At 61.9% G+C, this 19,583-nt stretch carries 21 protein-coding genes; 13 read left to right on the top strand and 8 right to left on the bottom strand.

The window, feature by feature from the left end:
• Positions 1 to 38: 38 nt before the first annotated feature.
• Entirely contained in the window at positions 39 to 674 is a 636-nt protein-coding gene (locus D8U60_RS21340) for a pseudouridine synthase (RefSeq protein ID WP_016773052.1), read from the top strand.
• On the opposite strand, the gene D8U60_RS21335 is transcribed toward D8U60_RS21340, so the two are convergent.
• Together D8U60_RS21335 and D8U60_RS21330 are read right to left on the bottom strand one after the other, a co-directional pair.
• Positions 669 to 878 (bottom strand): DUF2788 domain-containing protein, encoded by a 210-nt coding sequence (locus D8U60_RS21335; protein ID WP_016773053.1) that lies wholly within the window; start codon positions 876 to 878, stop codon positions 669 to 671. The genes D8U60_RS21340 and D8U60_RS21335 overlap by 6 nt on opposite strands.
• A gap of 170 nt (positions 879 to 1,048) precedes the next feature.
• Positions 1,049 to 1,528 carry an Lrp/AsnC family transcriptional regulator gene (locus D8U60_RS21330; protein WP_007909658.1) on the bottom strand — a complete coding sequence of 160 codons (480 nt, stop codon included), beginning with the start codon at positions 1,526 to 1,528 and terminating at the stop codon, positions 1,049 to 1,051.
• A 450-nt stretch (positions 1,529 to 1,978) separates the two neighbouring features.
• On the opposite strand from D8U60_RS21330, the gene D8U60_RS21325 reads away from it, so the two are divergent.
• The gene (locus D8U60_RS21325; RefSeq protein WP_130900866.1) at positions 1,979 to 2,914 is read left to right on the top strand and encodes a DUF6515 family protein; all 936 of its coding nucleotides are present in this window, start codon (positions 1,979 to 1,981) and stop codon (positions 2,912 to 2,914) included.
• Between the two features lie 48 nt (positions 2,915 to 2,962).
• Here the strand turns inward: D8U60_RS21325 and D8U60_RS21320 are convergent, their stop codons facing one another.
• Both D8U60_RS21320 and D8U60_RS21315 read right to left on the bottom strand, forming a co-directional pair.
• The gene (locus tag D8U60_RS21320) at positions 2,963 to 3,871 is read right to left on the bottom strand and encodes a cation diffusion facilitator family transporter (protein ID WP_130900865.1); all 909 of its coding nucleotides are present in this window, start codon (positions 3,869 to 3,871) and stop codon (positions 2,963 to 2,965) included.
• Between the two features lie 13 nt (positions 3,872 to 3,884).
• Entirely contained in the window at positions 3,885 to 4,304 is a 420-nt protein-coding gene (locus tag D8U60_RS21315) for a hypothetical protein (protein ID WP_016773056.1), read from the bottom strand.
• A gap of 110 nt (positions 4,305 to 4,414) precedes the next feature.
• Between D8U60_RS21315 and hrpB the strand changes: the two genes are divergently transcribed.
• From hrpB to D8U60_RS21300, 3 genes are all read left to right on the top strand, one after another.
• Positions 4,415 to 6,934 (top strand): ATP-dependent helicase HrpB, encoded by a 2,520-nt coding sequence (gene hrpB / locus D8U60_RS21310; protein WP_130900864.1) that lies wholly within the window; start codon positions 4,415 to 4,417, stop codon positions 6,932 to 6,934.
• A 130-nt stretch (positions 6,935 to 7,064) separates the two neighbouring features.
• Positions 7,065 to 7,637 carry a hypothetical protein gene (locus D8U60_RS21305; protein WP_130900863.1) on the top strand — a complete coding sequence of 191 codons (573 nt, stop codon included), beginning with the start codon at positions 7,065 to 7,067 and terminating at the stop codon, positions 7,635 to 7,637.
• A gap of 13 nt (positions 7,638 to 7,650) precedes the next feature.
• Positions 7,651 to 8,076, top strand: a complete 426-nt coding sequence (locus D8U60_RS21300) for a hypothetical protein (protein WP_016773059.1) — start codon at positions 7,651 to 7,653, stop codon at positions 8,074 to 8,076.
• A gap of 11 nt (positions 8,077 to 8,087) precedes the next feature.
• Here D8U60_RS21300 and D8U60_RS21295 read toward each other — a convergent pair whose 3' ends face one another.
• Positions 8,088 to 9,167, bottom strand: coding sequence for an endonuclease/exonuclease/phosphatase family protein (locus D8U60_RS21295; protein WP_130900862.1), 1,080 nt, complete (start codon positions 9,165 to 9,167; stop codon positions 8,088 to 8,090).
• Positions 9,168 to 9,242: 75 nt separating this feature from the next.
• Positions 9,243 to 9,917, bottom strand: coding sequence for a YciC family protein (locus tag D8U60_RS21290; RefSeq protein WP_130900861.1), 675 nt, complete (start codon positions 9,915 to 9,917; stop codon positions 9,243 to 9,245).
• Positions 9,918 to 10,094: 177 nt separating this feature from the next.
• Here D8U60_RS21290 and D8U60_RS21285 point away from each other — a divergent pair, with 177 nt between their 5' ends.
• The 5 genes from D8U60_RS21285 to D8U60_RS21265 all read left to right on the top strand — a co-directional run bounded on the left by D8U60_RS21285 (position 10,095) and on the right by D8U60_RS21265 (position 14,901).
• On the top strand, positions 10,095 to 10,853 hold the full coding sequence (locus tag D8U60_RS21285) for a DUF2076 domain-containing protein (RefSeq protein WP_130900860.1): 759 nt from the start codon (positions 10,095 to 10,097) through the stop codon (positions 10,851 to 10,853).
• 290 nt (positions 10,854 to 11,143) lie between these two features.
• Positions 11,144 to 11,623, top strand: a complete 480-nt coding sequence (locus D8U60_RS21280; protein ID WP_056790604.1) for an NYN domain-containing protein — start codon at positions 11,144 to 11,146, stop codon at positions 11,621 to 11,623.
• 35 nt (positions 11,624 to 11,658) lie between these two features.
• Positions 11,659 to 12,264, top strand: coding sequence for a 3'-5' exonuclease (locus tag D8U60_RS21275; RefSeq protein WP_024014425.1), 606 nt, complete (start codon positions 11,659 to 11,661; stop codon positions 12,262 to 12,264).
• A 308-nt stretch (positions 12,265 to 12,572) separates the two neighbouring features.
• Positions 12,573 to 13,508 carry a drug/metabolite exporter YedA gene (gene yedA / locus D8U60_RS21270; protein ID WP_130900859.1) on the top strand — a complete coding sequence of 312 codons (936 nt, stop codon included), beginning with the start codon at positions 12,573 to 12,575 and terminating at the stop codon, positions 13,506 to 13,508.
• A 52-nt stretch (positions 13,509 to 13,560) separates the two neighbouring features.
• Positions 13,561 to 14,901: a DEAD/DEAH box helicase gene (locus D8U60_RS21265; RefSeq protein WP_024014423.1), complete on the top strand. Its 1,341-nt coding sequence runs from the start codon at positions 13,561 to 13,563 to the stop codon at positions 14,899 to 14,901.
• A gap of 69 nt (positions 14,902 to 14,970) precedes the next feature.
• Here the strand turns inward: D8U60_RS21265 and D8U60_RS21260 are convergent, their stop codons facing one another.
• The gene (locus D8U60_RS21260) at positions 14,971 to 16,218 is read right to left on the bottom strand and encodes a TIGR03862 family flavoprotein (RefSeq protein ID WP_130900858.1); all 1,248 of its coding nucleotides are present in this window, start codon (positions 16,216 to 16,218) and stop codon (positions 14,971 to 14,973) included.
• A gap of 185 nt (positions 16,219 to 16,403) precedes the next feature.
• The gene (locus D8U60_RS21255) at positions 16,404 to 17,324 is read right to left on the bottom strand and encodes a histone deacetylase (RefSeq protein WP_130900857.1); all 921 of its coding nucleotides are present in this window, start codon (positions 17,322 to 17,324) and stop codon (positions 16,404 to 16,406) included.
• Positions 17,325 to 17,406: 82 nt separating this feature from the next.
• On the opposite strand from D8U60_RS21255, the gene D8U60_RS21250 reads away from it, so the two are divergent.
• The 3 genes from D8U60_RS21250 (at position 17,407) to D8U60_RS21240 (ending at position 19,547) form a co-directional block, all read left to right on the top strand.
• Positions 17,407 to 17,976, top strand: a complete 570-nt coding sequence (locus tag D8U60_RS21250) for a GNAT family N-acetyltransferase (protein WP_024014420.1) — start codon at positions 17,407 to 17,409, stop codon at positions 17,974 to 17,976.
• A gap of 111 nt (positions 17,977 to 18,087) precedes the next feature.
• On the top strand, positions 18,088 to 18,957 hold the full coding sequence (tesB, locus tag D8U60_RS21245; protein ID WP_016773073.1) for an acyl-CoA thioesterase II: 870 nt from the start codon (positions 18,088 to 18,090) through the stop codon (positions 18,955 to 18,957).
• Positions 18,954 to 19,547, top strand: coding sequence for an HAD family hydrolase (locus D8U60_RS21240; RefSeq protein WP_016773074.1), 594 nt, complete (start codon positions 18,954 to 18,956; stop codon positions 19,545 to 19,547). Before tesB ends, D8U60_RS21240 begins: the two co-directional genes overlap by 4 nt.
• Positions 19,548 to 19,583: the final 36 nt, after the last annotated feature.

Here is a 19,583-nt window from a genome sequence, read left to right as displayed (position 1 = left end):
AGCATTGTCAGCCCTGATCGCTAAATGTTCTGTCTCTTATGTCCCGTCCCCCGCGTCCACCTTCCCGCCGTCCCGGCGTGAAGCCTCAGTCTTCTGCCCCGCGCCGTGTTGCCAAGGCACCACCGGCCGAGCCGAAACTGATCCTGTTCAACAAACCCTTCGATGTGCTGACGCAATTCAGCGACGGTGAAGGGCGGGCGACACTCAAGGATTACATCGATGTGCCGGGGATTTATCCGGCCGGACGTCTGGATCGTGACAGCGAAGGTTTGTTGCTGCTGACCAACGACGGCCAGTTGCAGGCGCGCATCGCCGATCCGAAACACAAACTGGCCAAGACCTATTGGGTGCAGGTGGAGGGCGAGCCGACGGCCGAGCAGTTGCAGCGCCTGCGTGATGGCGTCGAGCTGAATGACGGCATGACTCTGCCCGCCGAAGCGCGGCAACTGGCTGAGCCGCAATTGTGGCCGCGCAATCCGCCGGTACGCTTTCGCGCGACCATACCGACTTCGTGGCTAGAACTGGTGATTCGCGAAGGGCGCAACCGTCAGGTGCGGCGCATGACGGCAGCGGTCGGATTGCCGACTTTGCGGCTGGTGCGGGTCAGGATTGGTGACTGGACCATTGAAGGGCTGGATCAGGGCCAGTGGCAGGAAGTACCAGCGCGCTTATAAGGCGCCGGATTCGATCAGGCCGATCACCACACTCTTGATGATGAACGCGGCCACGCCCAGGCCCAGCACGAAAAACAGAATGAACGAGCCGAACCGCCCGGCCTTGGACTTCTTCGCCAGATCCCAGACGATGAAACCCATGAAAATGATCAGGATGCTGACCAGACCGGTCATCATCCACTCTTCGAACAGTGCTGGATCCATTGGCGATCTCCGGCGCGGACAGGGCTGAAAGGGCGGCGGCGAGTATACGCCAAGGGCGGATGGCGGGGCATTGATCTGCGTCGCCTGTGCCGGCCCCTTCGCGAGCAGGCTCGCTCCCACAGGTTGAAATGCATTCCCCTGTGGGAGCGAGCCTGCTCGCGAAAGCGATATCAGCTACGCAAATGAGTCAGCGGCAGTTCGGTGCTGTTGAGCACCTGATTCAGCACAAAACTCGACCGCACGCTGGTGACCCCCTCGATCCGGGTCAGGTGCCCCAGCAGTAATTTTTGGTAGTGATCCATATCCGGCACCACCACTTTCAACTGGTAGTCGGCATCCACTCCGGTCACCAGACTGCACTCCAGCACTTGCGGCAATGTGCGGATTGCCGCTTCGAAATTCTCGAAGCGCTCGGGGGTGTGCCGGTCCATGCCGATCAGCACATACGCGGTCAGGCTCAAGCCGAGCATCTTGCGATCGAGCAGCGCAACCTGGCGCGAAATATAGCCATCGTCTTCCAGTTGCTTGACCCGGCGCGAGCAAGGCGAGGGCGACAGACCGATGCGCTCGGCCAGTTCCTGGTTGGAGATACGGGCGTCGCGCTGCAATTCCGCCAAAATACTCAGGTCATACCGGTCAAGTTTGCTCATCAATCTGTCCTTGGTCGTAACTATTGCGGCGGATTATCTATCCAGGGTTAAAAATTGCGCAAGCAGTGTTTAATTGAGCAATTTTCGCAATCCTCTGTCGCGGCTTCAGGCCTATTCTTATCACCAGAATCACTGCTCGGTAACACAGTCCACGCGGCCCGCCCAATCAGGCCTGCCGCGGCCGCCACCCCCACCGGGGATGTGCCGGCCCCCGAGCTGCACACTGTCCAGAAGACGGGGTGAGGTGAGCCGACGTCAAAAGCGTCGAGCCAGGACGAAGTTCTCCAGAAGGGAGGCCGACGGGTCTCCCTTTTTTCTTGCCTGCGATTTCATCTTGGCGCCTCAATAAATAAGTCGCGCGACTGATAACCTGTTGCAGAACCCGGTGGGGCTGTTTCGAGTCTCAGCAACAAGCCCTGCCAACGACAGGCTCCCGCAGTGAGGAAAAGCATGAATTCGCGCATCTGGCGTCTGGCCGGTGTTGGTTTGCTGTGTGTGGGTGTCAGTGCGCAAGCGCTGGCCGATGAGCCGCAGAATCGTGGGCCGGGCAACGGGCCGCAGAACGACGGGATCATCCGTGGCGACAACAGCCGTCAGTTCGAGCACAACGGCCAGCCGCATAACAATGACGGTCAATGGCAGAACCGCAACCGTGTCGATGATCGTCCAGAACCGCCTCGCCAGCCGGGCAACAACCTGCCGATCCAGCCGCGACCCGACGCCGTGCGCCAGACCCAGGAACCGCGTCAGGGTTACTACCGCGACGAGCGCCCGCAGAACGGTTACCACAATCAGCAATGGCAGACGCAGCCGCGTCCCGATGACAACCGCTGGCCGGGACGGCCGAACGGTCATGGCAATGGCTGGGGTCCTGGCCCGCAGTATCGTCCAGGCCATGTGATCGACCGTTTCCCGGATCGTGATTACCGCGTGCCGTATCGCGGTCAGGATTACTTCTATTCCGGTGGCTATTGGTATCGCCCGCAAGGCCCACGCTACATCGTCGTGCAACCACCGCGCGGGATCCGCATCCAGTATTTGCCGGATTACGCCCGTGAAGTGTGGATCGGCGGCTCGCTGCTGTTCCTCGCCGCCGGCTCGTATTACGCCTATCAAGAGGCGACGCAGGATTACGTGGTGGTCGAGCCGCCGCTGCAGCAACCGCCGCAGCCGCAAGCTCAGGGCTATGACGTCGAAGCCTACCCGGCCAACGGCCAGTCACCGCAGCAGGTGCAGCAGGACGGTTACCAGTGCTCGCAGTACGCGGTGCAGCAAAGCGGTTTCGACCCGCGCACCGCGACCTACCAACCGGCGCCCGAAGTGGTTCAGGCCTATCGCCAGGCGCAGGGCAACTGCCTGAGCAGCCGCGGTTATCAGGTCAGATAGGGGCAGCTACGAGCTGCAAGCTGCAAGCTACAAGCTACAAGCTACGAGCTACAAGCTTGAAGCTAGAGGCTTGTCGCTTGTGGCTGCTTTTACAGGATCGGCGTGGACCAGTACCTCGGCTCTCGGATAAGCCTTGTGTATTGCCGCCGCCGCTTGGTCGCTGATGCCATGGGCGACTGACAGGGTCAGTTCGCCCGGCAGTTCCAGGTGCAATTGCACGAACCAGTGGTTGCCCGAGATACGCGTGCGCAAGTCATGCGCACCCAGTACGCCGGGGACGCTGCATGCCAGTTCGAGCATGTGCTGACTGACATCGGTCGGCAGTTCCTCGTCCATCAGCACCGAAAAACTTTCCCGGGCAATCTGGATTGCGCTCCAGAAGATGTACGCGGCGATCCCCAGGCCGAACCACGCATCCAGTTGCGCAAAACCCATTCCCGCCAATACCAGCGCGATGAGGATGCTGCCGTTGAGCAGCAGGTCCGAACGGTAATGCAGCGAGTCGGCACGTACGGCGTTGGAGCCGGTCTGCTTGATCACCCGGTGTTGCAGCATCAGCAGCGCGGCCGTCAGCAGCAGGGAAAACACGATCACACCGATGCTCAGCCACGGTGCGCCAAGCGGTTCCGGCGTCTGCAAGCGTTGGTAGGCCTGAAACGCGATCAGCACCGCGCTGCCACCGATGAACAACGCCTGGGCCATGCCCGCCAACGATTCGGCTTTGCCGTGGCCATAACGGTGATCATCATCCGCCGGGCGCAAGGCGTAATGCACTGCCAGCAGATTGAGCATTGAAGTGACGCCATCCAGCGCCGAGTCGGTGAGGCCGGCGAGCATGCTCACCGATCCGCTGAGCCACCAGGCAATCGCCTTGGCGACGATCAGCGTGCAGGCGACCGCCACCGAGGTGCGGGTCGCCAGCCGCAGCAGGCGGGCGTGTTCGGGGCTGGAGGTCATTGAACGTCCTTATTCAAGCAGCGGGTTGCAGGCCGAACATCGCCAGTTGCTGAGTGCTGCCCTTGTGCTGGATCAGGCGCGGATCATCCAGAGGAAAGTCTCTTCCCAGCTCGCTCTCGAGAATCGCCTGCAACTTGTGATTGTCGACCTGTCCATCCGGGCCAATGGCTTGCTTGAGCTTGGCCGGATCGATCTGCGCGGTGTGGCCCGGTTCGAAATAGATCGCCCCGGTGGCGAAGTCGACGGCAAACGCGATCAGCCCGGGAATGATGTAGAACAGCAGGCCGACGGCATCGAGCACGGCAATCGCCGGGTCGATCTTGCCGTCGATCTGGCCACGCCGGTCCGGGTAGAAAATCGAACCGCACGCCGACAGTTGCGTGAGCAGAGTGGCAACCAGAACACCGCCGATCAGGCGAGAGGGTAAGCGCATGGAAGTGTCTCCTGAGTCATCAAATAACGAAGCTTCGTCTTGTGAAGTTAAGACCCTGACGAACGTCAGACAGTTCGTCGTTATACTCGGCCCTCTGTTTGGGAGCCAGCATGATTTCTTTGCCGATCGACGATGTTTTACCCGCCCTGCGTGAAGCCCTCGCGTCACGCCACGAAGCCGTGCTCGAAGCACCGCCCGGCGCCGGTAAAACCACCCGCGTGCCTTTGGCCTTGCTCAATGAAGCCTGGCTGGCCGGGCAGACCATCGTCATGCTTGAGCCTCGGCGTCTGGCCGCGCGCGCAGCGGCGGAACGTTTGGCCAGCGAGCTCGGCGAGCAGGTCGGTGAAACCGTCGGCTATCGCATCCGCCTCGACAGCAAGGTTGGCCCGAAGACGCGTATCGAAGTGGTCACCGAAGGCATCCTCACCCGGCGCTTGCAGGACGACCCGGCGCTGGAAGGCGTGGGTCTGCTGATCTTCGACGAATTTCATGAACGCAGTCTCGACGCCGATCTGGCGCTGGCGCTCAGTCTGAACGGTCGCGAGCTGTTTCGCGCTGAACAGCCGCTGAAGATTCTGCTGATGTCGGCCACCCTCGAAGGCGAGCGCCTGGCCGGCTTGCTCGATGACGCGCCGATCCTGCGCAGTGAAGGGCGCATGTACCCGGTGACGATGCGCTGGGGCCGGCCGTTCCAACCGGGTGAATACATCGACCAGCGCGTTACCCAAACCGTACTCGAAGCGCTGCACGACGAGACCGGCAGCCTGTTGGTGTTCCTGCCGGGACAGGCGGAGATCCGTCGCGTACATCAGCAACTGGTCGACGCAATCGGCGAGCGCAAAGACGTTCTGCTGTGCCCGTTGCACGGCGAACTCGACCTCAATGCGCAACGCGCGGCAATCGACCCGGCGCCGCCCGGTCAGCGCAAAGTGGTGCTGGCAACCAACATTGCCGAGACCAGCCTGACCATCAACGGCGTACGCGTGGTCATCGATGCCGGATTGGCGCGGGTGCCGCGTTTCGATCCGGGCAGCGGCATGACCCGCCTCGACACCCAACGCATCTCCAAGGCCAGCGCCACCCAGCGTGCCGGCCGCGCCGGGCGATTGGAGCCGGGCGTGTGTTATCGCTTGTGGTCACAGGATCAGCACGAACAACTGGCGGCTTATGGCAGCGCGGAAATTCTCTCGGCGGATCTGGCCAGCCTCGCTTTGCAACTGGGGCGCTGGGGCGTGACCCCGGGCGAACTGGTCTGGCTCGACATACCGCCCGCCGCCGCGTATGCCCAAGCGCAGGATCTGCTGCAACGCCTCGGCGCCTTGCACGGCGACACGCTGACGGCCCACGGCCAGGCCATGGCCGAACTGCCGGCGCATCCGCGCATCGCGCATTTGCTGTTGCGCGGTCAGGCATTGGGGCTGGCGGCGATGGCCTGCGATGTGGCGGCGCTGCTCGGCGAGCGCGATATCCTGCGCGGCGCTGGTGCGGATCTGCACAGCCGATTGGTTCTGCTTTCCGGCGAAGAACGTACCGGTCGTGGCGCGCAGGGCGGGGTGCAACGCGCCCGGCAATTGGCTCGGCAGTATCGCGGCTACTTGCGCGGCAAGCCGAGCGAACCGGTAAACGATCCCGAGCATCCGCGCTGGCTCGGCGCGCTGTTGGCGCTGGCCTACCCGGATCGCGTCGCCCAGCAACGACGTGCCGGTGGCGCCGAATACCGTTTGGCCAACGGTCGCGCGGCGCTGTTTGCTGAGGCCGACAGCTTGATGAAGCATGAGTGGATCGTTATCGCCGACCTCGGCAGCCGTCAGGGCCAGCGCGAAGAACGCATCTATCTGGCGGCGGATTTCGATCCGGCGCTGTTCGATTCGGTGCTCGCCGAACAAGTGCGCAGCGTCGATCAACTCGATTGGGATGAACGCGAAGGCGTGCTGCGTGCCGAGCGCCAGCGCAAGGTCGGCGAGCTGATTCTCAGCCGCGAACCGTTGCCCGGTCTGGATGAAAACGCGCGCAGTCAGGCGCTGGTCAATCTGGTGCGGCGCAAGGGTCTGGAGTTGTTGCCGTGGACCCCGGAACTGCGCCAGTGGCAGGCGCGGGTGGCGCTGTTGCGTCAGCTCGATCTGAACACTCAGGACGACAGCCAATGGCCGGATGTCAGCGATGCGGCATTGTTGAATACCCTGGAAGACTGGTTGCTGCCGTATCTGGGCAAGGTCTCGCGGCTGAGCCATTTCGCCAACCTCGACCTGTCGAGCATCGTGCGTAATCTGCTGCCGTGGCCGCTGCCACAGAAACTCGACGAACTGGCGCCGCATCATTTGAGCGTGCCGTCGGGTTCATCGATTCGTCTGGATTACAGCGAACATCCGCCGATTCTTGCGGTGCGTTTGCAAGAGCTGTTTGGTCTGGCCGATACGCCACGGATCGCCGGCGGCCGGCAAGTGGTCAAGCTGCATCTGCTGTCTCCAGCGCGGCGGCCGGTGCAGGTCACGCAGGACCTGGCCAACTTCTGGCGCAGCACCTATGCCGAGGTGAAGAAGGATCTCAAGGGGCGCTATCCGAAGCACTATTGGCCGGACGATCCCTTGGTCGCCGAAGCCACGGCGCGGGCGAAACCACGCGGCACCTGACCCGCAATGGCTGCGCGCCATTAGCCCATCCGTGCTAATTGCCCTTGTTTGTTCCGGCTCGCAAAATCGCCGCCTGAACAATAACCAGCCTTGTTGCCTGGCAACTTGCGCCCAAGGAACGGAACTGCCCATGACCTCTTTCTTAAAGCTCAGGAAGTTGATCTTCTTGTCGGCTGCGCTATTGGCCGCCTCCAGTTCGGCCATGGCCGAAGAGCCCAATCCGATTGGCGACTGGTGGATTATCTACGGCAACGGCGTGCCCCAGAAAAACATCATGTACGTCGCCGATGCGACGTCGGTGGTGCCTTCGCAGAAAACCAAAGGCGCAACCATGGTCGCGGTGACTCTGGTTTATGAAGAGCCGGGCAAACCGATGATCGACGTCTATAACCTCGAAGCCCAATGCTCTACGGGCAAGGTGCGTTTCATCAATGGCCAGTCCATCGAGCGTCTCGCCTACACCATGCGTCATCTGAAAGTTGCCAACCAATGGCAGACCCCGAAAGAGTTCTGGGTCCAGCAGGCGCTGAAGTTTGCCTGTGCGCCGGGCAGTCGCGCGAAAAACGACATGGCCGCCGTGGGCAAGATGGAATACCTGCAGATGATCGAGATGCTGCAGCAGATGTTTTTCAAGCTCGCGCCGATTCAGCAAAAGAGCCAGATGATGGACAACATCGACAGCCTGCTCGAACTGAAGAAATAAGCCGAGGCATCCAATGACCTACACACGTTTATGGCTGGCAACCCTGCTGGCAGGATTGCTCTTGAGCGGCTGTTCCACTATCGCGCAAAGCCGCTGGGAAGGCCGTGATATGCAGGAAGCCCTGGACCTGTTCGGCACGCCCGACTCGATGGCAAAGGAAACCGGCCCGAACGGCGAACCCTTGGCCGTACTGACCTGGCACAAGTCCGCGAGTTGGACCTCCACCGAAGCGGCCGGCACTTCGATGACCCATACCGGCAATGGCATGGTGTACACCGAGCACTACCAACAGGTCGGCCACAGTTCTACCTGCAAGTTGCAGGCGAAGATCAATCAACAGAAGAAGATCGCCCAGTTCCTGATCGAAGACGGGCGAATACTGCACGGCAAGTGCGCCAATGTCCGCTATGTTCCGGGTTACGTTCCGCCCGGCTTATAAGGGCAAAGCGCTCAGGGCGCAGCGGGCAGGAGGAACCGCGCAATCACCGGCAAATGGTCGGAGATGCGCAAGGTATCGTCCTGCCGCACCTGCGCTTGCAGGCGTTTGAGCTTCGGGCTGTAGAACAGATAATCCACCGTGCGATCCGGGCCGTTGAGGCCGGGGTCGTTGGGGTAATGGGTCAGCCATTTGGCTCGATCGATACCGCCGGCCTCGTTGTTGGTCGGGATCATCGGGTACTTGTCCCACAGCAGATGCAGTTCGCTGTCGGCAGAATAGGGCGTGCGGCGCTCGACCGGCAGGCGTCGATACTGGCCCAGCGGCAACAGATTGAAATCGCCACCGATCAGCCACGGCAGGCCTTGGCTTTCATATTTGTCGAGGACTTTGGCCACGGCAGCCACTTGCGCCTGCACATTGCCGTCCGCCTGGCTGGCGCGCTGCAAGTGGGTGTTGAACACGGTCAGTTGTCCGCCATCGCTGAGCGGCAGTTTGACTGCGAGCAAAGCGTCTTTGGGCTGGAACTGGCGGCTGATGAAGTTGCTCGGGGCGACGGGCAGTTGCAGGCGTTCGGCGTGTTCGATGCGATAGCGGCTCAGCGTGGCCAACTGGCGGCCGACGCTGCCGTAGATATGTGGCTCGGGGACGAAATCGGCTTTCCAGTCGAAGGCGCTGGCACTGCACGGATACAGGTCGGCGACGCGTTCCTGCAACAGTTTGAGCTGGTTCTGGTAATCGCTGGCCTTGGCGCCGTCGTCGAGCTCCTGCAACAGCACCACATCCGGTTGTTCGTCACGGATCACCCGCGCTACTTCGTCGAGGCTGAAGGCCATGTCTTCGGCGGTCGGCGCTTCGTCGTCGCCCTGAGCCAGGTCATTCCAGAATACGTAGCGCTTGCCGGCGAGGAACTGCACGTTCCAGGTCATGACTTTCAGTGCTTGCCCGGGCACCAGCGTCGGCGCCGTGGTGCTGCAACTGACCGGCAGGGTTTCGCGGGCATCGGGGCGCCAGGTCAGGCTGAACAGCAGCACACCGAACAGGACGACGGCGAGGATGACGAGGAGCAGGGTGTAGCGCGGCAGACGGGTCATGGCTCGGCTTATAGCGTTACAGAAAGTGGCCCCGAGCATACCTGACGGCAGCGACGAAGCCCAAGCACGGCGCGGTCAGACTGCGCCGTTACGTTTGTCAGGCAATTCGCTGATCAGCATGAACAGGCGGAACAGCACCACACTGGTGAACAGTTGCAGGAAGCTGTGGGCGCTGTCGATCAGCCCGGCAATCAGCGGATTCTGCGGTTCGGGGTACACCGCCAGCGTCGCGCCCTTGAGCAGCCACAACGGGGTCATCACGCAGAGAATGCACAGCAGGATGCGCCAGAAGTGCCCACGGGTCAGGCGCAGACTTTCCTTCATCGCCTGCAACGGTCCGAGGCCGCGCAGCACCAGCAGGTATTCGGCGAAGGCGAGCATGACCATCAGCATCAGGCCCGGCAGGAAGTACAACGACAGACCAAGCAGAATCAGCAAGGTATTGAGCGCGGTCAGCACCGCGAAGCGCGGCCACAGGGTGGCGGCCATCGCCAGCAGGTCACGGTTGCGCGGCGACTCGCCACGGCTGCGTGCATCGAGAAACAGGATCAGCGCGGCGGTGTACAGCGGATACACCAGCAGGCCGACGATGATGCTGACCCCGGCAAAGGTATCCGGCCCGGCGGCGTGATCGACCGCCTGCTGCAAGAAAGCTTCGACAATCACCAGCGGCAGGCACAACTGCACGATGCTGCCCAGATGGCGTTTGAAAAAATACAAAGAGTCGCGCAGTACTTCGAGGGCATTCATCAGTCGGTATCGCAGGTCGAAAACAGTGGCTCACTTTAACCGATGCAACGCAGCCCGACACAAACGTAAACATTCGGTAAAGGCCATTGAAACGTTTTGTCACTGTCTCCATTACAGGAGAGCAGCCCGCCCAGAGTGGGCGCGGGCACGTTATTACCGGCAATCTACGAGGTCGCCATGAACAGCGAAGAGCAAACCCTGATCGATGGACTGTTTTCCCGGCTGCAACAGGCCCAGATGGAGGCAGCCCCGCGCGACGCCCAGGCCGAGGCGCGGATCAAGGAACACCTGACGCGCCAACCGGCGGCAGGCTATTTCATGACCCAGGCGATTCTGGTGCAAGAGGCCGCGCTGAAAAGCCTCGATGAGCAGAACAAGCAACTGACTCAGCAAGTCCAGCGTCTGCAGGCCGAACTGCAATCGGCCAAGGCCCAGAGTGGCGCTCCGTCGGCGAGCGGTGGCGGTGGCTTCCTGTCGAGCATTTTTGGTGGCGGCAATTCGCGTCCGGCGCCGAGCCAGAGCGCCGCACCGTCGTCCTCCGGCGGCTGGCGTGAACCGGCACCGCAGCAGAGCTACCAGACTCCGGCACCGCAACAGAGCTTCAGCGCGCCGCCCAACTATGCGCAGCAGGCAGCCCCGGCGGCCGGCAACAGCTTCCTCGGCGGCGCGCTGAAAACCGCTGCGGGCGTGGCCGGTGGTGTGATGTTGGCGCAGGGCATCAGCAGCCTGTTCCACCACAATCAGCAACCGGAAGAAATCGTCGAGGTCATCAAGGAAGAACCGGCGCAGGTCGCCGACCAGAGCAACAACGGCTGGGGCGATGATCAGCGCGTGGCGGACAACGGTTTTTCTGGCAATGACCAGGGCGGTTTCAGCGATGCCGATTACAGCAGCGACAATTCGTCGTTCTTCGATGACGACGACTCCTTTGTCTGACATCGTCTTTGAAGGCTGGCATAGCCTCTGAAGGCTGACATAGACACTGTGGTGAGGGGATTCATCCCCGCTGGGCTGCGCAGCAGTCCTCGCTTTAATCAGGAAAAGCGGGGCTGCTCCGCAGCCCAGCGGGGATAAATCCCCTCACCACAACACCGTTTGTCAGGGACACCTCGGCGCCAGCCGGTGATTATTCGCTGAATCTTTCTCTTGGCTGGCATACTGAGCGCCTTTTTCAGGCCTGATCGCCTGACCCCGCTTCGTGCGCTTGCGCGCTCACAGGAACTCCGGTGAAAAAAATCGCAGTGTTCGCCGATGTGCAGAACCTCTACTACACCGTGCGTCAGGCCTATGGTTGCCACTTCAACTACGCCGCATTGTGGGCCGACATCAGCAAGAACGGGCAGATCGTCGAGGCTTACGCCTACGCGATCGACCGTGGCGACAGCAAGCAGCAGCAGTTTCAGCAGATCCTGCGCAACCTCGGTTTCACCGTGAAGCTCAAGCCCTACATCCAGCGCAGCGACGGCTCGGCCAAGGGCGACTGGGATGTCGGCATTACCCTGGACATCATGGACGCCGCCGACCATGTCGACGAAGTGGTGCTGGCCTCCGGTGACGGCGATTTCGACATGCTGCTCGAACGCATTATCAACAAGCACGGTGTGCAAGCGGTGGCCTACGGCGTCCCTGGCCTGACCGCCAACTCGCTGATCCGCGCCGCCAGCCGCTACGTGCCGATCGAAGGCGCACTGTTGCTCAAGAGCTGAGCTGAACAATAGATTTGGACGGAGTACACCCCGGTTTGGAACGCATTGCAGTCATCGACTTTGAAACCACCGGCCTGTCGCCGAACAGCAGCTGCCGCGCCACTGAAATCGCCGTGGTCATGCTGGAAAACGGCCGCATCGTCGAGCGTTACCAGAGCCTGATGAACGCTGGGGTTCGCGTCCCCGCGTTCATCGAGCAACTGACCGGCATCAGCAACGCCATGCTGCGCACCGCGCCGCCGGCCGAGCGGGTGATGGAAGAGGTCAACGAGTTCGTCGGTTGTACGCCGCTGTTGGCGCACAACGCCTCGTTCGACCAGAAATTCTGGGATTTCGAACTGGGGCGGATCAAGCGCACACGCCTGCAGAATTTCGCCTGTTCGCTGCTGCTGGCGCGGCGCCTGATGCCGGCGGCGCCGAATCACAAGCTCGGCACGCTCACCACTTTCGCGCAGTTGCCGCATACCGGCCAGGCTCACCGGGCCATGGCCGATGCGGAGATGGCGGCCAATCTGATGGCGCATCTGGCGCAAGAGTTGCGCGGCAAGCACGGGGTGCGCGAGTTGAATCATGACCTGTTGTGCAAATTGCAGAAAGTCCCTGCCGCCAAAGTGGGCGAGCATTTGCAGCGTTATCGCTGATCCCGGGTACTCCGACGATCATTCCCACGCTCTGCGTGGGAATGAAGCCCGGGACGCTCCGCGTCCCTTTCAAAGCCGAACGCAGAGCGTCCGTTGAGGCATTCCCACGCGGAGCGTGGGAACGATCCAGGATGGATGTCTGCTGATGCACCGCCTTCGCGAGCAGGCTCGCTCCCACAAGGGCCTTGGCGGTCTCAGTTGCTTTCATGCAAAAGTGTACCGGCGCGAAAAACAGGTTTTGTAACTTATTTTTGCGCGGAAGCCTTTCTAGAATAATCCATCCACCGAGCCTGACTGTCGAGCTGACCATGCCTGCCTTGCGCCGTTTTTCCCTGCCGTTGATCGCTGCGTTTTTTGCGTTGTACGTGATCTGGGGGTCGACCTATCTGGTGATTCGCATTGGCGTCGAATACTGGCCGCCGCTGTTGCTGGCCGGGGTGCGCTTCGTCATTGCCGGCAGCTTGATGTACGCCTGGCTGCGCTGGCGCGGTGCTCCTGCGCCGACCTGGGCGCAGTGGAAAGCGGCGGGGCTGGTCGGCATTCTGCTGCTCAGTTTTGGTAATGGCGCGGTCAGCGTGGCAGAGCACACTGGTGTGGCTTCCGGTGTTGCTGCGTTGGCGGTGGCGACGGTGCCACTGTTCACCTTGTTGTTCGGCTACTTCTGGGGCGCGCGCAATACGCGGCTGGAATGGGCCGGTGTGGCGCTGGGGATTATTGGCATCGCCATGCTCAATATGGGTTCCAACCTGCAATCGAGCCCGCTCGGTGCGATGTTGCTGATTTTCGCGGCGGCGAGCTGGGCGTTCGGCTCGGTGTGGAGCAAATACCTGCCATTGCCGGCGGGGGCCATGGCCAGCGCTGTGGAAATGCTCGTCGGCGGCATGGTCTTGCTGATCGGCAGTGCGCTGAGCGGCGAGCACCTGCAAGCCATGCCGCCGCTCGAGGGTTGGCTGGCGCTGGCCTATCTGATCTTCTTTGGCTCAATCATCGCCTTCAATTCCTACATGTATCTGCTCAAACACGTGCGCCCGGCGGCGGCGACCAGTTATGCCTACGTCAACCCGGCGGTGGCGGTGTTGCTCGGCGTGGTGTTTGTCGGCGAGACCATCGGCATCGAAGAAGCGCTGGCGATGCTGGTGATCATCAGCGCGGTGCTGCTGATCAGCCTGCCGCAGTGGCGTCGACCTGCGCAGCCACCCGTGGAAGAGGCGAAAGCCGTTCCGACGGAAGCGCGTACGAATTAGGGTAAACTGCGCGGCATTGCATCCCCGCGTCATTTTTTCCTACGGTACTCCCATGACTTTCGCCTCCCTTGGCCTGATCGAACCCTTGCTGCGCTCCCTCGAGACGCTCGGCTACCAGACCCCGACGCCGGTGCAGGCGCAAGCCATTCCGGCGGTGCTGGCCGGCCGCGACCTGATGGCAGCGGCCCAGACCGGCACCGGTAAAACTGCCGGTTTCGCCTTGCCGCTGTTGCAGTTGCTGGCCATGGAAGGGCCGAAAGTCACCGCCAACTCGGCGCGTGCGCTGATTCTGGTGCCGACCCGCGAACTGGCCGAGCAGGTCCACGAAGCCGTGCGCCAGTACGCGGAAAACCTGCCGCTGCGTACTTACGCAGTGTATGGCGGCGTCAGCATCAACCCGCAGATGATGAAGCTGCGCGGCGGCGTCGATGTGCTGGTCGCCACACCCGGCCGTTTGATCGACCTGTTCCGCCAGAACGCGCTGAAACTCAATCAGCTGCAAACGCTGGTGCTGGATGAAGCCGACCGTATGCTCGACCTGGGCTTCTCCGAAGAACTGGCGAACATTTATCGCATGCTGCCGAAAAAGCGCCAGACCCTGCTGTTCTCCGCGACCTTCTCCGATGACATCCGCCTGCTTGCCGGGCAGATGCTCAATGATCCTTTGAGCGTCGAAGTCAGCCCGCGCAACGTCGCCGCCAACACGGTCAAGCAGTGGATCGTCACCGTCGACAAGAAGCGCAAGGCTGAACTGTTCGTGCACCTGATGCGCAAGAACAAGTGGAAGCAGGTGCTGGTGTTCGCCAAGACCCGCAACGGCGTCGATGCGCTGGTGGAAAAACTTCAGGGCCTCGGTGTGAATGCTGACGGCATCCATGGCGACAAACCGCAGGCCACGCGCCAGCGCGCGCTGGACCGGTTCAAGCTCAGCGAAGTGCAGATTCTGGTCGCAACCGACGTCGCCGCCCGTGGTCTGGACATCGAAGATCTGCCGCTGGTGGTCAACTTCGATCTGCCGATCGTCGCCGAGGATTACATTCACCGCATCGGTCGGACTGGTCGCGCGGGTGCCACCGGTGAGGCGATTTCGCTGGTGTGTGCCGATGAAGTGAACATGCTCTCGGCGATCGAAATGCTGACGCGGCAGAACCTGAAGCGCCAGAACGAACCGGATTTCGAACCCGAGCACCGCGTGCCGGACACCGATGCCAGCGGTCAGGTGATCAAGAAGCCGAAAAAACCGAAGAAGCCGAAAGCGTCGGGCGGTGGCGGTGGTAAACGCAATCTGGGCAAGTGGGTCGACAGCGGCGAGACCTCGGCACCGGAGCCATCGATCAAGCCAGTGCGCAAAGTGCCGGTGTTCAATACTGGACCGCGCAAGCGCAAACCCTGAAAGCAGCTTCGAGCGTTCAGCTGCAAGTTGCAAGTTAGAAGCGCTTTGCTTCGGCTTGCTGCTTGCAGCTCAGAACTTGCTGCTGCTTTTGAACCACTGGACGATTCCCAACCCTGCCGCCCGCCCACTTGCAAAACACCCAGTCAGCAAATACCCTCCCGTCGGCGCTTCCCAATCAAGCATCTCGCCCGCACAAAACACCCCCGGCAGCGCCTTGAGCATCAAGCGCTCATCCATCGCTTCGAACCTTACGCCACCGGCACTGCTGATCGCTTCGTCCAGCGGACGGGTTTTCACCAGAGTCAGCGGCAACGCTTTCATCGCTCGCGCCAACAGCGCCGGATCGCCGAAGGTTTCGGCATCGGTCAGCTCGCGCAACAACGCTGCCTTAACTCCATCAATCCCCACCTGACTGTGCAGATGCTTGGCCATCGAGCGCGAGCCGCGTGGTTTGCTCAGCGCCGCCTGCAATTTATCCACAGGCCGGCCGGGCAGCAGGTCGATGTGGATAACCGCTGCGCCATAACCATTGATCGCCTCGCGAATCGGCGCCGAGAGTGCGTAAATCAGACTACCTTCAATGCCGGTCGCGGTGATCACGCATTCGCCCAGACGCGGGAGGTCGTCGTTCAAACCGATGGCGATGTTTTTCAACGGTGCGCCGGCGAATTTGCTCACCATCAGCTCGCTCCAGGCCTGCACCTCGAAGCCGCAATTGCTTGGCTGCAACGGTGCCAGATCCACGCCGCGCTGCTCCAGCGGCAACATCCACGCGCCATCCGAGCCCAGGCGCGACCAACTGCCGCCGCCGAGGGCGAGCAGGGTGGCGTCGGGGTTTACGCTGATTTCGCCTTCCGGGCTGGCGATGCGCAGTGCACCGCTTGCGTCCCAGCCGAGCCAGCGATGGCGGGTGTGGATAACCACGCCGCTGTCGCGCAGGCGCTTGAGCCAGGCGCGCAACAGTGGCGCGGCTTTCATGTCGGTGGGAAATACGCGGCCGGAGCTGCCGATGAAGGTTTCGATGCCCAGTTCGTGAATCCACTGGCACAAGGCATCAGCATCGAATCCGCGCAGCAGCGGGGCGATTTGCGGTGCGCGCTCAGCGTAGCGGGAGAGGAATGCCGGGTACGCTTCGGAATGGGTGATGTTCATGCCGCCGACCCCGGCCAGCAGGAACTTGCGCCCGACCGAGGGCATGCCGTCGTACACGTCGACGCGGATTCCGGCCTGGCTCAGCACTTCGGCGGCCATCAGGCCGGCGGGGCCACCGCCAATGATGGCGACGTGGGTGTTGGCGGGGGCGGAATTCTGGGTCATGGGCGTGCGCTGCGGTATGGCGGAACAAGGCGCGCATTCTAACAGCCGAGCCCTCTGTAGGAGCTGCCGCAGGCTGCGATCTTTGCTGTGGATTTTTCAGCAAGATCAAAAGATCGCAGCCTTCGGCAGCTCCTACGGGTTATCCACAGGCAGTTCCACAGCGATTGTGGGTAACGCAGCACGTTTCAATGACAGCCGTGTGAATCCCAGACCCGTTGCGCGCTGTGATGGAGGATGCCGTGGCGGCGGGCGAGGGCGTGGCGATCCTTGCTGTAGCCGCCGCCGATCACCCCGACCACCGGAATGTCGCGGCCCAGGCAATGGCGCATCACCCGTTCATCGCGCTCGGCTACGCCCTCGTCGGTCAATTGCAGATAACCAAGGGCATCGTCCTTGTGCACATCAACGCCAGCGTCGTAGAGCACCAGATCCGGTTGATACAGCGGCAACAGGTAGTTGAGCGTGTCATCGACGACCTGCAGATAATCGGCGTCACCCATGCCTTTGGGCAGCGGAATATCCCAGTCACTTTCTGCCTTGCGTGCGGGAAAATTCTTCTCGCAGTGCAGGGAAACGGTAATCGCCTCCGGCGTGTCGTGCAGAATCCGCGCGGTGCCGTCGCCCTGATGCACGTCGCAATCGAAGATCAGCACGCGATTGACCCGGCCGCTCTGCAACAGGTACTGGCTGATGATCGCCAGGTCATTGAAGATGCAGAACCCGGCGGGGTAATCGTAGTGAGCGTGATGGGTGCCGCCGGCCAGATGACAGGCCAGGCCATGCTCAAGGGCTTGCTCTGCCGCAAGGATCGAGCCGCCCACCGCGCGCACCGTGCGTCGCGCCAGCGCTTCGTTCCACGGCAGGCCGAGGCGCCGTTGGTCTTCGCGAGACAACTCGCCGCTCATGTAGCGTTCGATATAGCTGCGGTCATGGGCGAGGGCGAGGATGTCGTTGGGGCAGATCTGCGGACGCAGCAGGTCGGCGTCGCGGGTCAGGCCGCTGTCGACCAGGTGATCGCGCAGCAGACGAAACTTGTTCATGGGAAAGCGGTGATCCGCGGGAAACTCGGGGCTGTAGTCTTCGTGGTAGATCAACGGCAAGGGCATGGCTTGTTTCGCGCAGAACCAGGGAAAGAATGAACGATCCTACCAGCGATGTAGACTCAACGGCATGGAAATGGAGGGGACGATGGAGCCGATACTGGAGCTGCAAAGCGCGCGTTTGTTGATGCGTCAGTGGCAGGACGAGGATTTGCCGGCATTCGCCGCGATGTGCGCAGATCCACAGGTGATGCGCTACTTTCCAGCGCCGTTGACCCGGCTCGAAAGTGCCGCGCTGATCGGCCGCGTGCGCGGGCATTTTGCCGAGCATGGCTTTGGCCTGTGGGCGCTGGAGCGCAAGGACACGGGCGAGTTCATCGGTTTCACCGGGTTGGGCGTGGTCGGCTTCGATGCGCCGTTTACCCCGGCGGTGGAGATCGGCTGGCGGCTGGCCAAGGAACACTGGGGCCTGGGTTACGCCAGCGAAGCGGCGTGGACCGCACTGCGCGCGGGTTTCGACCAATTGAAACTGGAGGAAATCGTCTCGTTTACCGCCGGGCAGAATGCGCAGTCGGAGAAGGTCATGCAGGCGATCGGCATGCATCACGATCCGCAGGATGATTTCGATCACCCCAAGCTTGCGCTCGATCACCCGTTGCGCCGCCATGTCCTGTATCGCATCAGCCGCGAACAATGGCTGCAAACCTTGCATGAATAAGCCGACACGGACGTTTACAATGGCCGCCATCGTATTTGGCCCGTGCCAGAACCTGAATCGTCCGCCGCAGCCAAGACTGCGCGGCCATTGCTTTGTGTGAGGAGAGTCTGAATGAGCCAAGTGCTGGAAGATCTGGTCGATCTGCTGACCCTGGAACCGATCGAAGAAAACCTGTTCCGTGGTCGCAGCCAGGATCTGGGGTTCCGCCAGTTGTTCGGCGGTCAGGTGCTCGGCCAGTCGCTGTCGGCGGCCAGTCAGACGGTGGAAGAGGCGCGTCATGTGCACTCGCTGCACGGTTATTTCCTGCGCCCGGGCGATGCCAAGTTGCCGGTGGTCTATTCGGTTGATCGCGTGCGTGATGGCGGCAGCTTCAGCACTCGCCGTGTGACGGCGATCCAGAAGGGCCACCCGATCTTCACGTGCAGCGCTTCGTTCCAGTACGACGAAAAAGGCTTCGAGCATCAGGGCCAGATGCCGGCGGTGGTCGGCCCGGAAAACCTGCCCTCGGAGCTGGAACTGATCCAGCAGCGTGCGCACCTGATTCCCGAGCACATGCGTGAAAAACTGCTGTGCCCGAAACCGATCGAAGTACGCCCGGTCACCGAAAAGGATCCGTACAACCCGCAACCGGCCGATCCGATCAAATATGTGTGGTTCCGCGCCGACGGCGCCCTGGCCGACATTCCTGCGCTGCACAAATACCTGCTGGCCTACGCCTCGGACTTCGGCCTGCTGACCACGTCGATGCTGCCCCACGGCAAGTCGGTCTGGCAGAAAGACATGCAGGTCGCCAGCCTCGATCACGCGCTGTGGTTCCACAACGACCTGCGCGCCGATGACTGGTTGCTCTACGCGATGGACAGTCCGTGGGCCGGCAACTCCCGTGGTTTTTCCCGTGGCAGCGTGTTCAACCGCGCCGGGCAACTGGTCGCTTCGGTGACTCAGGAAGGTCTGATCCGCCATCGCAAGGACTGGGCATGAGCCTGACCGAGGTTCGTCATTGGGTGTTCGACATGGACGGCACGCTGACCGTCGCCGTGCATGATTTCGCGGCGATTCGCGTGGCGCTGGCGATTCCGCCAGAGGACGACATCCTCACCCATCTCGCTGCATTGCCAGCGGATGAAGCAGCGGCCAAGCATGCCTGGTTGCTCGAGCATGAGCGCGATCTGGCGCTGGGCTCGACCCCGGCCACCGGCGCGGTTGAGCTGGTGCGCGACCTGCATGCGCGCGGCTATCGCCTCGGCATTCTCACGCGTAATGCGCGGGAGCTGGCGCACGTGACGCTGGAGGCGATCGGCCTGGCCGACTGCTTTGCGGTCGAGGATGTGCTGGGTCGCGACGAAGCACCGCCAAAGCCGCATCCGGGCGGTTTGCTGAAACTGGCCGAAGCCTGGCAAGTGCCGGCTAGTGACATGGTGATGGTCGGCGATTACCGCTTTGATCTCGATTGCGGCCGAGCAGCGGGGGCGCGGACGGTGTTGGTGAATCTGCCGGATAACCCGTGGCCGGAGTTGACGGATTGGCATGCGAAGGATTGTGTCGAGTTGCGGCGGATGCTGTTTGCCTGACATCTTCGTCGCCTGAGCCGGCCCCTTCGCGAGCAA

Origin of the sequence: Pseudomonas sp. Sample_11, assembly GCF_004307505.1 — a bacterium.
Lineage (GTDB): Bacteria > Pseudomonadota > Gammaproteobacteria > Pseudomonadales > Pseudomonadaceae > Aquipseudomonas > Aquipseudomonas atacamensis.
Note: the sequence above shows the minus strand (reverse complement) of the source record. Positions and strands in the feature narration are given on the sequence as shown.